General features: G+C 70.8%; 15 protein-coding genes. 4 read left to right on the forward strand and 11 right to left on the reverse strand.

Annotation, left to right across the window (positions count from 1 at the left end):
* Nucleotides 1-83: 83 nt before the first annotated feature.
* Nucleotides 84-1,262 (reverse strand): O-succinylhomoserine sulfhydrylase, encoded by a 1,179-nt coding sequence (metZ, locus tag OCGS_RS06140; protein ID WP_007426364.1) that lies wholly within the window; start codon nucleotides 1,260-1,262, stop codon nucleotides 84-86.
* 128 nt (nucleotides 1,263-1,390) lie between these two features.
* Between metZ and OCGS_RS06145 the strand changes: the two genes are divergently transcribed.
* Nucleotides 1,391-1,726, forward strand: coding sequence for a PilZ domain-containing protein (locus OCGS_RS06145; protein WP_007426365.1), 336 nt, complete (start codon nucleotides 1,391-1,393; stop codon nucleotides 1,724-1,726).
* Between the two features lie 6 nt (nucleotides 1,727-1,732).
* On the opposite strand, the gene OCGS_RS06150 is transcribed toward OCGS_RS06145, so the two are convergent.
* Both OCGS_RS06150 and OCGS_RS06155 read right to left on the reverse strand, forming a co-directional pair.
* On the reverse strand, nucleotides 1,733-2,329 hold the full coding sequence (locus tag OCGS_RS06150) for an inner membrane-spanning protein YciB (protein WP_007426366.1): 597 nt from the start codon (nucleotides 2,327-2,329) through the stop codon (nucleotides 1,733-1,735).
* On the reverse strand, nucleotides 2,329-3,231 hold the full coding sequence (locus tag OCGS_RS06155; protein WP_007426367.1) for a DMT family transporter: 903 nt from the start codon (nucleotides 3,229-3,231) through the stop codon (nucleotides 2,329-2,331). The genes OCGS_RS06150 and OCGS_RS06155 overlap by 1 nt, the downstream gene beginning before the upstream one ends.
* A 57-nt stretch (nucleotides 3,232-3,288) precedes the next feature.
* Between OCGS_RS06155 and OCGS_RS06160 the strand changes: the two genes are divergently transcribed.
* Nucleotides 3,289-3,783, forward strand: coding sequence for an MgtC/SapB family protein (locus tag OCGS_RS06160; protein WP_007426368.1), 495 nt, complete (start codon nucleotides 3,289-3,291; stop codon nucleotides 3,781-3,783).
* 33 nt (nucleotides 3,784-3,816) lie between these two features.
* Here the strand turns inward: OCGS_RS06160 and copM are convergent, their stop codons facing one another.
* Together copM and ftsY are read right to left on the reverse strand one after the other, a co-directional pair.
* Nucleotides 3,817-4,191, reverse strand: a complete 375-nt coding sequence (copM, locus tag OCGS_RS06165; RefSeq protein WP_007426369.1) for a CopM family metallochaperone — start codon at nucleotides 4,189-4,191, stop codon at nucleotides 3,817-3,819.
* A 78-nt stretch (nucleotides 4,192-4,269) separates the two neighbouring features.
* Nucleotides 4,270-5,313, reverse strand: coding sequence for a signal recognition particle-docking protein FtsY (gene ftsY / locus OCGS_RS06170; RefSeq protein WP_007426370.1), 1,044 nt, complete (start codon nucleotides 5,311-5,313; stop codon nucleotides 4,270-4,272).
* 114 nt (nucleotides 5,314-5,427) lie between these two features.
* Between ftsY and OCGS_RS06175 the strand changes: the two genes are divergently transcribed.
* A complete protein-coding gene (locus OCGS_RS06175; protein WP_007426371.1) occupies nucleotides 5,428-5,829 on the forward strand; it encodes a hypothetical protein in 402 nt (133 codons plus the stop codon).
* A gap of 4 nt (nucleotides 5,830-5,833) precedes the next feature.
* Here the strand turns inward: OCGS_RS06175 and xseA are convergent, their stop codons facing one another.
* Complete coding sequence (xseA, locus tag OCGS_RS06180) at nucleotides 5,834-7,375, reverse strand: exodeoxyribonuclease VII large subunit (RefSeq protein WP_040610685.1); 1,542 nt, start codon at nucleotides 7,373-7,375, stop codon at nucleotides 5,834-5,836.
* A gap of 79 nt (nucleotides 7,376-7,454) precedes the next feature.
* On the opposite strand from xseA, the gene purD reads away from it, so the two are divergent.
* A complete protein-coding gene (gene purD, locus OCGS_RS06185) occupies nucleotides 7,455-8,729 on the forward strand; it encodes a phosphoribosylamine--glycine ligase (protein ID WP_007426373.1) in 1,275 nt (424 codons plus the stop codon).
* A 9-nt stretch (nucleotides 8,730-8,738) separates the two neighbouring features.
* Here purD and OCGS_RS06190 read toward each other — a convergent pair whose 3' ends face one another.
* From OCGS_RS06190 to OCGS_RS06210, 5 genes are all read right to left on the reverse strand, one after another.
* Nucleotides 8,739-9,527, reverse strand: a complete 789-nt coding sequence (locus tag OCGS_RS06190; protein ID WP_007426374.1) for an AAC(3) family N-acetyltransferase — start codon at nucleotides 9,525-9,527, stop codon at nucleotides 8,739-8,741.
* A gap of 1 nt (nucleotide 9,528) precedes the next feature.
* Nucleotides 9,529-10,221 carry an FG-GAP repeat domain-containing protein gene (locus OCGS_RS06195; RefSeq protein WP_007426375.1) on the reverse strand — a complete coding sequence of 231 codons (693 nt, stop codon included), beginning with the start codon at nucleotides 10,219-10,221 and terminating at the stop codon, nucleotides 9,529-9,531.
* The gene (locus OCGS_RS06200; protein ID WP_007426376.1) at nucleotides 10,221-10,544 is read right to left on the reverse strand and encodes a 2Fe-2S iron-sulfur cluster-binding protein; all 324 of its coding nucleotides are present in this window, start codon (nucleotides 10,542-10,544) and stop codon (nucleotides 10,221-10,223) included. The genes OCGS_RS06195 and OCGS_RS06200 overlap by 1 nt, the downstream gene beginning before the upstream one ends.
* Before the next feature lie 147 nt (nucleotides 10,545-10,691).
* Complete coding sequence (locus tag OCGS_RS06205) at nucleotides 10,692-12,101, reverse strand: DegQ family serine endoprotease (RefSeq protein ID WP_083848219.1); 1,410 nt, start codon at nucleotides 12,099-12,101, stop codon at nucleotides 10,692-10,694.
* A 194-nt stretch (nucleotides 12,102-12,295) separates the two neighbouring features.
* Nucleotides 12,296-12,484 carry a DUF2065 family protein gene (locus OCGS_RS06210; RefSeq protein WP_007426378.1) on the reverse strand — a complete coding sequence of 63 codons (189 nt, stop codon included), beginning with the start codon at nucleotides 12,482-12,484 and terminating at the stop codon, nucleotides 12,296-12,298.
* Nucleotide 12,485: the final 1 nt, after the last annotated feature.

A 12,485-nucleotide genomic window follows, 5' to 3' on the forward strand; every position in this document is an offset into this window, starting at 1 on the left:
TGCCCTTTCGGTCCGGTCCTGGACCCAACATAGGCACGGGGGCGGTCCGTTTCCAATGCGCCGATGCCGCAGCGCGGAACCCGTCAGATCGCGTCCAGCCCCCGCCGCAGATCGGCCAGCAGGTCGGCCGGATCCTCCAGCCCCACGGAAAGGCGCACCAGACCCGGCGCGATGCCGAGCTGGTCCTTGCGTTCGGGCGACAGGCGTTGATGCGTGGTCGTCGCGGGATGGGTAACGATGCTTTTCGCGTCGCCCAGGTTGTTCGAGATCAGCACGATCTCCAGCGCGTTCAGGAACCGGAACGCGGCCTCCTGCCCCCCGGCGATGTCCAGCGCCAGAACGGTGCCGGGCCCGGCCATCTGGTCGCCGACAAGCGCGTGTTGCGGGTGATCGGGCAGGCCCGGAAAGATCACGCGCACGCGCGGATCGTCCGACAGCGCGTCGGCCAGGGCCCGTGCGCCTTCGGCCTGCGCGCGCACACGCAGATCCAGCGTTTCCATCCCCTTCAGCATGATCCAGGCGGTGAAGGGCGACATCGCCCCGCCGGTGTGCTTCATGTAGGGTTCGACGACCTTGCGGATATGGTCGCGGCTGCCGAGGATGACGCCGCCCAGCGCGCGGCCCTGCCCGTCGATATGTTTGGTCGCGGAATAGACGACGAGATCGGCGCCCAGTTCGACCGCGCGCGAAAAGACCGGCGTGACGAAGACGTTATCGACGATCACCGTGGCGCCGACGCCGTGGGCCAGATCGGCCACGGCGCGCAGGTCGGCGATTTCCAGCGTGGGGTTCGAGATGGATTCGAGGAACACGGCACGCGTGTCGGGGCGCAGGGCGGCGCGCCACTGGTCCAGATCGGTGCCGTCCACGAACGTCACCTCGACCCCGTAGCGCGCCAGAACGTCCTCGAGGATATAAAGGCACGATCCGAACAGCGCCCGCGCGCTGACCACATGATCGCCCGCGCGCAGCATCGAGGCCAGCGCGCCGGTGACGGCCGCCATGCCGCTGGCGGTGGCGAAGGCGTCTTCGGTCCCTTCCAGCGACGCGATGCGGTCCTCGAACATCCGCACGGTGGGGTTGCCGTAGCGCGCATAGATGAATTCGTCTTCGCCCAGCGATTCGAACCGCTGCGCGGCATCTTCGGCGGTGTCGTAGACGAAGCCCTGGGTCAGGAAGATGGATTCGCTGACCTCGCCATAGCGGCTGCGGCGCGATCCGGTATGGACCATGCGCGTGCGCGGTTTCCAGTCGTCGTGCATGGCGGTCCCCGCTTGGCGCATCGGCAGGGGCCGTCGATAGGGACCGGCGCGCGCGGCGTCAAGATCGCGGCGGTTAACCGGACATTCAGCTTTGGGTGCGATGCTGACAGCGCGGAAAGGAGGATGACATGCTTTATCGTGGACGGCGCTGGCCGGTGGATTTCACGCTGAAGCTGCGCGCGGGCGGGGCCGAGCGATTGGCGCGGGTGATCGACGTCAGCCCCGGCGGCATGGCGCTGACCACGGGGGGGCTGGACCCGGCGGTGGGCGACATGGTGGCGATCGAGCCCTCGACCGACTGGATCGCGGGCGAGGTGCGCTGGCGGCGCGGCGACCGGATCGGCCTGGCCTTTGCCGCGCCGCTGGACCGCGCGACGCTGAACCTGATCACCGGCGGCAAGGCGGGCGGCGGGGCCTATGGCGATCTGCGCGGAAGACGGCCGGATCTGTCGGAAATGATGTAGCGCGCGCTATCCGTCATCCTCGCCATAGGTCTGGAACAGGCGGGCCTGCGCCATGAAGAAGGCGAACAGAAGAACGGGGAACACGAAGGTTTCGATCGTCACCCAGGCGTCGTTGGACATGGTGCGCCAGATAACCTCGTTCGCCACGGCCAGCAGGGCGAACATCGCCGTCAGCCGCCGGGTCAGGATCATCCAGCCCTCGTCGCGCATCGGCAGCATCTCGGACATGACGAAGGCCAGATAGCTTTGACCGCGCCAGAGGCCGAAGCCCAGGATCGCAGCGAGAAGGCCGTAGACGATGGTGGTCTTCATCTTGAAGAAGCGTTCGTCGTTAAACCACACGGTCAGCCCGCCGAAGACGATGACCAGCACCGCCGTCACGATCTGCATCCGGCTGAGCCGCCCGGTCAGCGCCCAGAGCGCGCCCATCGCCGCCAGCAGGATCGGCACGAAGATCGCCGCCGCGACAATGAAGCCGTCGTAGCTGCGCGCGCCGATGACGTATTCGGTATCGCGCAGTTGCAGGTAGACGACGAAGAACAGCAGCGGCGGCCCCAGTTCCAGCACCTGCTTGAGCACCCCGTTGATCTGTCGTTCGGCCATCAGCCCGTCTCCACTATCACCGCCCCCGCCGCGATCAGCGCGATGAAGGCCAGCCGGCGGGGGCCGACCGTCTCGCCCAGCAGCAGCCAGCCCAGCGCGGCGGCGAAGACCGGCGACGTTTCGCGCAGGATCGCCGCTTCGCCCACCTTGTCGAGCCGCGTCGCCAGCATCACCGACCCGAAGCTGCCGAAGGCCACCAGCCCGCCGGTGATACCGCGCGCCGCCAGCGCCGGCCAGTCCACAATCGCGGCGACCGCGCGGCGGTGAAAGACCGCCACCAGCGGCGCGAAGGTCAGCCCGTCGAGCATGAAGAACCAGGCCAGGAAGGTGAAGGGATCGGCCGCGGCCCGGATGCCATAGGCGTCCCACGTGGTGTAAAGCGCGACCAGAAGCCCCGTCAGCACCGCCAGCCCCATCGCGGCGGGAAGCGTGGCGCGGTCGGCGCGCAGATAGGCCAAGTTATAGGCGGCCAGCCCGAAGATGCCCGCCATCAGCACCGCGACGCCGGCCCATTGGACGGGGCTGAACGCCTCGGCGAAGACCAGCCAGGCGCCCAGCACGGCGAAAAGCGATCCGGTCCCGCGCACGACCGGATAGACGACGGTGAAGGCGCCCTTGGTATAGGCGAAGCCCATCGCCAGCTTGTAGGCGGCGTGAATCGCGACGGCGCCCGCGAAGATCGGCCACAGATGCGGCGCGGGCCAGGGCACGACGACAAGCGCGAAGGGCGCGGCCATCAGGCCATAGCCGCCATCCATCGCCATGCGGCTGATGAAGGGATCGAAGCGGCCCTTCTGCAACGCGCCGAAGATCGCGTGCAGGAACGCCGCGACCAGCGCCAGGACCAGCGCCAGATCGTGCCCGGCCCGCGTCCCTTCGAGCGACAGAAGCCAGTCCGTCATGGCGCGGGGAACGGCGCGGCGGGCCTGCGGGTTGGGCCGTGGGGAAGGAACGGGGCGATGGGCGACGCGCTGTATGACGAGTTGCTGGGCGGCTTTTCGGTGGTGCCGGCGCAGGTGGCGGGCATCCGGCTGGTCGCGGCGATGGTGCTGGGCGGCATCATCGGGCTGGAACGCGAACACAGTCGCAAGCCCGCGGGGTTGCGCACGCACATGCTGATCGCCATTGCGGCGTGCCTGTTCACCATCGTCGGCCAGCAACTGAGCGAGCTGCCCTTCGGCGACGTGGACCAGCGCCGCATCGACCCGCTGCGCCTGATCGAGGCGGTGACGGCGGGCGTCGCGTTTTTGGCGGCGGGGATCATCTTTACCTCGGGCGGAAAGGTGCAGAACATCACCACCGGCGCGTCGATGTGGATGGCGGGCGCGGTGGGGCTGGCCTGCGGCGCGGGCCAGACGCTGCTGGCGGTGCTGGCGACGGTGATCGTGGTGACGATCATCGCGGTGCTGGGCGCGATCGAGCGGCGGATCTTCGACACCGAAGACCGCCCCTAGACAACGCCCGGTTCCTTGCGATCGCGCGGATCGCTATTTGTCGTTCCGCGCAAGCCAGTCCCGAAGGAAGGCGATTTCGGCCTCCTGCGCTTCGATCACGTCCTGCGCCAGCTTGCGCAGGTCGGGATCCGCACCGTGTTCCAGGACGACCTGCGCCATGTCGATGGCGCCCTGGTGATGCGGGATCATCGCGCGAGCGAAGTCGATGTCGGGATCGCCCGTGGGGTCGATCGCCATCGCCTGCGACATGGTGGCATGGGCGGCCGCCGCGGCCTCGGCGGCGACGGCCGTGCCCATTTCGCCATGCGCGTCGTGCGGCGCGGTGGCCTCGTGACTGTCGGCCAAAGCGGGCGCGATTGCGCCGGTCAGCAGCAGCAAGGCCGTCGCGGCGGTTCGGATCGGGGGCATTGTCATCTCCATTCTGCAATCCGGGCAGCAAGACCCGTCCGATAGCGGGTTACAACCCCGGCGGCGTCGCCGACGCGGTCAATCGTCAATGCCGACCAGCGCCGTGGCGAAATCCTGCGGGTCGAAGGGGGCCAGATCGTCGATCTGTTCGCCCACGCCGATGGCGTGGATGGGCAGGCCGAAGCGGTCGGCCAGCGCGACCAGCACGCCGCCGCGCGCGGTGCCGTCCAGCTTGGTCATCACCAGCCCGGTGACATCGGCCAGCTTCTGGAACGTCTCGACCTGGCTGAGCGCGTTCTGGCCGGTCGTGGCGTCGAGCACCAGAATGGTGTTGTGCGGCGCGGTCGCGTCCTTCTTGCGAATGACGCGGACGATCTTGGCCAGCTCCTCCATCAGGTCGGTGCGGTTCTGTAGGCGCCCGGCGGTGTCGATCAGCAGCAGGTCGGCGCCCTCGGCCTCGGCCCGCGTCATCGCGTCGAAGGCGAGGCTGGCGGGGTCCGATCCCTGCGGCGCGGTCATCACCGGCACGCCCGCGCGGTCGCCCCAGATCTGCAACTGTTCCACCGCCGCCGCGCGAAACGTGTCGCCGGCCGCGATGACCACGGACTTGCCCGCCGCGCGGAACTGCGACGCCAGCTTGCCGATGGTGGTGGTCTTGCCCGATCCGTTGACGCCCACCACCAGCACGACCTGCGGGCGGCGCGGATAAAGCGGCATGGGGCGGGCCACCGGCTCCATGATGCGGGCGACCTCGGCGGACAGAAGCGCCTTGATCTCGGGCACGGACAGACGGCGGCCAAGGCGGCCTTCGGCCATGTTGGCGGTCACGCGGGCGGCGGTCTCGACCCCCATATCGGCCTGGATCAGCAGATCCTCCAGCTCCTCCAGCATGGCGTCGTCGAGGGCGCGGCGCGCGACGGGCGGCTGGGCCGTGCCGAACATGCGGCCCATCAGGCCGGGTTTCGCCGAAGGCTCGGGCGCGGGCGGCGGGGCGGCGTCGGCGGGGGGCGAGGCGGGCGGCTGTTCTGGCGGGGCGGCATCCTCGACGATGGCGTCCAGCCCTTCGTCGATCTTCGACGAGGACTTGAACAGGCGCGACTTGAGCTTGTTGAGAAACGACATGGACGGCCCCCTTCGGGCGATCACCTAGCCGTTCGGCGGCGGGTTGCAAAGCGGGGTCGGGCGGGATCGCGGCGCGGGCTGGTCCCGGCGAGCGCGGCATGGCATTGTGCGACGATGATCCGCACCGCCCTTCTGGCCGCCGCCCTGCTGATGCCGGGCCATGCCGCCCCCGCCGAAACCCCGCTGGACGCGGCCGGGTTCGAGGCGCGCGTGACCGGCAAGACGATGTTCTATTCGTCCGCCGGCGTTCCCTATGGAATCGAGCAGTATCTGCCGGGCCGACGGGTGCGCTGGTCGTTTCTGGGCGACGAATGCAAGGACGGCATCTGGTACGAGAGCGATGGCCTGATCTGCTTCGAATACGAGGACGGGACCGGGCCGCAATGCTGGCAGTTCTTCGCCGAGACCGACGGCCTGCGCGCGCGGTTCGCGGGCGACGCGCCCGGCGACGACCTTTATCAGACGCACGAAACGGACGAACCGATGCAATGCCTCGGCCCGCGCATCGGGGTCTGACGGGTCACAGCAGCGTGCCCTGATCGGGCGGCGGGGGGGTCTGCTTGCGGCGGCGGCGCGCGCCGGGCGTCATGCGGCCGTCGCGGAACTGGATTTCCAGCGGGGCAGCGGCGGCTTCGGCGGCGGCGCGGGTGGTGACGACCGCATCGCCCGCGCGCACGACGGCATAGCCGCGTTGCAGCGTCGCCTCGTATCCCAGCGACAGGCGCAGGCGGTCCAGCGCCTCGAGCTGCCGGCCGCCGCGTTCCAGACGCGCGGATTGCGCCGCCGCCAAGCGCGCGACCTGCCGCGAAAGGGTGTCGCGGTGGCGCGCGATGTCGCGCCGCAGGGCGTCGGGGCGCAGGCGGTCCGACCGTTCGGCCAGGCGGGCGGCGCGCAGATCGAGCGCGCGGCGCAGGCCGGGGGCCAGACGCGCGCCCAGCCCGGCGGCGGTGCGGTCGCAGGCCACCAGCCGCTGCATCAGGCCCGAGGGGCGCAGATGGGCGCTGCGTTCGGCCAGACGCGCGCGGCGCGCCGCCTGTCCCGCCGCCAGCGCGGCATCCAGCCGCCGTTCCGCCAGATCGAGCCGCTGGCGTCCCTGCGCGGTCAGCGTGTCGGCGCGCGGCAGGGCGCGGGACAGGTCGCGCAGGCGGTCGCGGCGGCGCGCCACCCCCTGCCCCAGCGCGCGGGTCAGCCGCGCCCCCAGCGCGTCGGTCTGCGCCACCAGATCCAGCCGCACCGGCACCGCCATCTCGGCGGCGGCGCTGGGCGTCGGCGCGCGCCTGTCGGCGGCGTGATCCAGCAGCGACGTGTCGGTTTCGTGGCCCACGGCGGAAATCAGCGGAATGGTGCCCGCGAAGGCCGCGCGCACGACGATTTCCTCGTTGAAGCCCCACAGATCCTCGACCGACCCGCCGCCGCGCGCGACGATCAGCAGGTCGGGCCGCGGGATGGGGCCGTCGGGCGGCAGGGCGTTGAACCCGGCGATGGCGGCGGCCACTTCGGGCGCGCAGGCGCGGCCCTGCACGGCGACGGGCCAGACCAGCACGCGCGACGGAAAGCGGTCGCGCAGGCGGTGCAGGATGTCGCGGATGACGGCCCCCGTGGGCGACGTGACCACGCCGATCACGCGCGGCAGGAACGGCAGCGGGCGCTTGGCGGCGGGATCGAACAGCCCCTCGGCCTGAAACTGGGCGCGGCGCTTTTCCAGCATCGCCATCAGCGCGCCGACGCCCGCCGGACGCAGGCCGTCCACGTTCATCTGGTATTTCGACTGGCTGCCGAAGGTGGTCAGGCGGCCGGTGACGACGACCTCGGCGCCTTCCTCGGGCATGGCGGTCAGCGCGGCGACCTGGCCCTTCCATGCGACGCAGGCCAGCAGGTTGCGGTCGTCCTTGACGTCGAAGTAAAGGTGGCCCGAGCGCGCATGCGACACGCGCCCCACTTCGCCGCGCACGCGGACGCGGCCGAATTCGCCCTCGATCACGCGTTTGACGGCGCCCGAGATTTCCGAAACGGTGAATTCGGGCGCGTTCTGGCCCGGCGCGGGATCGTCGATGAGGTCCATGCGTTGCAGGATACCGCGCGGCGCGAAAGGTGCAACGCCGCGCGCTTGCCCGGCCCGGCGCCAGCCGGTATCGGGGCGCATGAACATCCTGATCCTGGGCGGCGGCGGGCGCGAACATGCGCTGGCCTGGGCCGCGTTGCAGAACCCCAAATGCGACCGGCTGATCGTGGCGCCGGGCAATGCGGGCACCGCCGCCATCGCGGAAAACGTGCGGCTCGACATGGCCGATCCGGTGGCGGTGGTGAACTTCTGCGCGGAGACGGCGGTGGATTTCGTGGTGATCGGCCCCGAGGGCCCGCTGGAGGCGGGGGTGGCCGACGCGCTGCGGCAGGCGGGGGTGCTGGTGCTGGGGCCGGACCGGGCGGCGGCGCGGCTGGAGACGTCGAAGGCGTTCACCAAGGAAATCTGCGATGCGGTCGGTGCGCCCACGGCCCGCTGGGCGCGGTTCGACGATGCCGAAGCGGCGCGCGCGCATGTGCGGGCATCGGGCGCGCCGCTGGTCGTCAAGGCGGACGGGCTGGCGGCGGGCAAGGGCGTGGTCGTGGCCGCCAGCGTGGACGAGGCGCTGGCGGCGGTGGACGACATGCTGGGCGGACGCTTCGGCGCGGCGGGCGCGTCGGTGGTCATCGAGGAGATGCTGGAGGGCGAGGAGGCGTCGTTCTTCGTGCTGGTGGACGGCACCGACATCCTGCCCATCGGCACCGCGCAGGATCACAAGCGCATCGGCGAGGGCGATACCGGCCCCAACACGGGCGGCATGGGCGCCTATTCGCCCGCGCCGGTGCTGACCGACGCGGTGGCGGCGCGCGCGATCGACACCATCGTGCGGCCCTGCATGGCCGAGATGGCGCGCCGCGGCACGCCCTATCGCGGGGTGCTTTATGTCGGGCTGATGATCGCGGACGGCGCGCCGCGCCTGATCGAGTTCAACGCGCGGTTCGGCGACCCCGAGGCGCAGGTGCTGATGATGCGGCTGGGCGCGCAGGCGCTGGACCTGATGCTGGCCTGCGCCGAGGGGCGGCTGCACGGCGCGCGCGTCAACTGGGCCGACGATCATGCGATCTGCGTGGTGATGGCGGCGCGCGGCTATCCGGGCGATCATGCGGCGGGCGAGGCCATCGGCGGGCTGGCGGGGCTGGGCGGCACGTCGTCGGAAATGGTGTTTCATGCCGGCACGGCGTTGCGCGACGGACGCGTGGTGTCGGCAGGCGGCCGGGTGCTGGGGGTGTCGGCGCGAGGCGGCGACCTGTCGGCGGCGGCGGCGCGGGCCTATGCGATGTGCGACGCGGTGGACTGGCCGGGCGGCGTTTTCCGCCGCGATATCGGCTGGCGGGCGATGGCGGGCCGGGGCTGACGCGGCCCGTCAGCGGTTGCGCGCGATCCATTGGGTCGCGAAATCCACCAGATCGCGCAGGCCGAACCCCCTGATCGTCCCGTCGCCCAAGGGGGCCGCGCGGACCTGCCCCGTCGCCTCGAACGCGGCGCCGATGCGGGCGAAGTCGCTGTCGTCGAAGACGATGGATCGGCAGCGCACCTCGCGCCGCCCGTCCGCGTCGCGCATCCAGCTTGTGTCTTCCTCGACCCGCTTGCCGGGCCAGTCGGCGCGCGTCTCGGCAAGGTGCAGGGCGGTGCACTTGTCATAGCCGACGCCTGCCAGCAGGATCCGCGCATCGGCCCGCCATGCGGCGCCCAGCGGGCTTGCATCGCCATGCACATCGTCGAAATCGTGGGTTCGCGTCAGCGCGGCGGCGCGCGCGCCGATGGCGGCCCAGGATCGGGTCGGATGAATGCTGCGGCGGGCGCCGGGCCAGGTGCGCACGGCCTCGGCGGTGGTTCCCATGCCGATGCTGGGCGTCGTCGCCGGATCGAAGCCCGGCAGCGCGGCGCGCAGGTCGGGCCATGCTTCGGGCGGCAGGCCATGCACGCCGCGCGCCGGGTCGAGGTTCAGCCAGGTCTGCGCGGGCACCATCACCGTCCCGCCGGGCGCGACATGGCCCAGCAGCGCGCGCACCAGACTTTCCGCGCCGCCCGCGACATGACCCAGACGCGACAGCGCGGCGTGGACGATCACCGTGTCGCCCGGCCCGATCCCGACCTCGCCTAACGCGGCGGCGATCAGCGTGGGCGACACGATGGCGGGATGGCGCGCCATGCTAGCGGCAGGCCATCGCGGAGGCCGCATCGCCAATGGGGCCGATGTCGCGCGCGGTCAGCGCGCCGTCCGTCAGCGTGACCGCCAGCAGGCGCGACCAGTCGGCGCTGGCGACGATCATCTGGGGGCTTGCGCCGCAGGTGCGGATGCCGCCCAGGATCGTCCGGTCGCCGACGCGGTGGTTGGTGACGCCGGGCAAGGCCGCGACCGGCACCAGCGCGCCGTCCCGCCAGCGCCAGACGCGCAGGGTGCGGGCCAGGTGGGGCCTGTCCACATAGGCCAGTTCGACCGTGCCGTCGCCATCGAGATCCGCCGCACCGACCGGGGCCAGCCAGCGAAAGCGCCGCCCGATGAACGGCGTCGCGCCGAGCTGCGTCAGTTGCCCGTCGCGCAGGCCCCAGATCGCCAGCCGCGAACCCAGATCGCGGTGGCTTTCCACGACGACGACCTCGGCCGCGCCGTCGCCGTCGAGATCGGCAAGGCGCGGGGCCGTATCCTCGAACACGATCGCGTCGGGCCGGCGGGCCGACAGGCGGCGGCCGCCCGCCGTCGTCACCGTCAGCGTGTCGTGGCGCGGCAGGCCGCCCAGAACGTCATGGGGATAGCGGTCGGTCGGCCCGGCATAGCGCGCATCCGCGATGTCGGCCCCGGCGGGGGCAGTCAGCGCCAGCAACAGGGCCGCCGCCAGCCGCATTAGATCTGCTTTTCGGGCATCCGCACGACCAGCCCGTCCAGCGCGTCCGTCACCTTGATCTGGCAGGTCAGGCGCGACCGGTCGGGATCGGGCTGATAGGCGAAATCCAGCATATCGACTTCCATGTCGTCCTTGGGCGGCAGCTTGTCCGTCCAGGCGTCGTCCACATAGACATGGCAGGTCGAACAGGCGCAGGCACCGCCGCAATCGGCCTCGATCCCCGGAATGCCGTTGTCGCGCGCGCCTTCCATCACGGTCAGGCCGCTGGGCACGTCCACCACGTGTTCCTTGCCGCCATGTTCGATATAGGTGATCCGGGCCATAGGCTGCTCCTTGAAAGGTTCGGCCCTGATTATGCGCCGAGCGGCGCGCGCGCCAGCCCCAAGGCCAGGGCCGGGGCAAGGCGGGGTGGGGCGCAGGGGCACGAAAAAGGGCGCCCGAAGGCGCCCCCTGTCGCACGTATGCGCGCGTCACTCCAGCGGCAGGGCCACGAAGCGCGGATCGCCGCCGCGGCGCACCAGCAGCAGGATCGACTTGCGCCCCGCCTCGCGCGCCTCGTCGATGCGGCCTTCCAGATCGGCGACGCTGGCGATCTTCTGCTGGCCGGCCTCGGTAATGACGTCACCGGCGCGGATGCCCTTCTCGAACGCTTCGGCATCCTCGGCCACATCGGTCACGGCCAGACCTTCGGTGCCTTCGGGCACGCCGAGTTGTTCGCGCATCTCGTCGCTGAGCGGCGTCACCTTGACGCCCAGCAGATCCTGCTCGACCGGATCGGATCCGTCGGCGGAAACTGGGATCGCCTCGGCTTCCTCGCGGCGGCCGAGGGTGATGTCGAGCGTCTGCTCCTCGCCGTCGCGCCAGACGCGCAGGCTGACTTCCTTGCCGACCTGCGCGTTGCCGACGCGGCGCACCAGTTCGCGGGTATCGGACACGTCGCCGCCGTCGAAGGCCACGATCACATCGCCCGCCTCGACGCCCGCCTCGGCGGCGGGGCCTTCGGGAACGTCCGTCACCAGCGCGCCGCGCGCGTCGGCCAGACCGATGCTTTCGGCGATGTCGTCGGTCACGTCCTGGATGCGCACGCCCAGCCAGCCGCGCCGCGTCTCGCCGAATTCCTTGAGCTGATCGACGACCTGGCTGACGACGTTGGACGACATGGCGAAACCGATGCCGATGGACCCGCCATTGGGCGACAGGATCGCCGTGTTCACGCCCACGACCTCGCCGTCCATGTTGAACAGCGGACCGCCGGAATTGCCGCGGTTGATGGCGGCGTCGGTCTGGATATAATCGTCGTAGGTGCCGCTGAGTTCGCGGTTGCGCGCCGACACGATCCCGGCCGAGACCGAGAAACCCTGCCCCAGCGGATTGCCCATCGCCAGCACCCAGTCGCCCACGCGCGCGCCGTCGCTGTCAGCGAAGGGCACGGGTTTCAGTGGCGCGGCGCTGGTCACTTTCAGCAGCGCGATGTCGGTCTTGGGGTCGGTGCCGATCACTTCGGCAGGCAGTTCGGTGCCGTTGAAGAATTCGACGTTGATTTCGTCCGCGCCCTCGATGACGTGGTTGTTGGTGACGATATAGCCGTCGTCGGAAATGACGAAGCCCGATCCCAGCGCCTGCGACCGGCGGGGGCGGTCATTGTCCATTCCCGGTCCGCCGCGCTCCATGAAGTCGCGGAAGAAATCCTCGAACGGGCTGCCGGGGGGCACCTGCGGGGCGGGACCGCTGCGCGCGGCCACGGTGGTCGAGGTGGTGATGTTGACGACCGAGTCGCTGATCTGCGCGGCCAGGTCGGCCAGTTCGGGGCGGTCCTGCGCCATGACGCCGGGGGCGGTGCCCAGGCTCAGCGCGACGCCCAGCGCCAGGGCGCCCAGCATCTGGCGCGGGGCCCGCGCGACGCCCGTTCGCGGGATGGAAAGTTCAGTCACACGCGTCTCCCTTCGGTGAATAGACGGTCGCAGGGGACAGTGTCGCCGCCCCGCCGCATCGAAGCGTTTAGTAGATAGAGAGCTTGACCTTCAACGCAATGCGTGATCGCGCGCCGTCACCACTGCGTGACACGCGCCGCGCGTCAGATCAGCCGTGCCGCCGCAACCAGGGCCGCGCCGATGGCCAGCGCGGCCAGCCCCATCAGGCGCCGCGCCTCGACCGGGATGGTGCGCAGCAGGTCCAGCAGATCCTCGACGCGCGAAGGGGCCAGTGCCAGCACCAGCCCCTCGGCGACAAGGACCATCCCCAGCGCAAGCACGAGGGTGGCCATG

Source organism: Oceaniovalibus guishaninsula JLT2003 (assembly GCF_000299575.1).
GTDB lineage: Bacteria > Pseudomonadota > Alphaproteobacteria > Rhodobacterales > Rhodobacteraceae > Palleronia > Palleronia guishaninsula.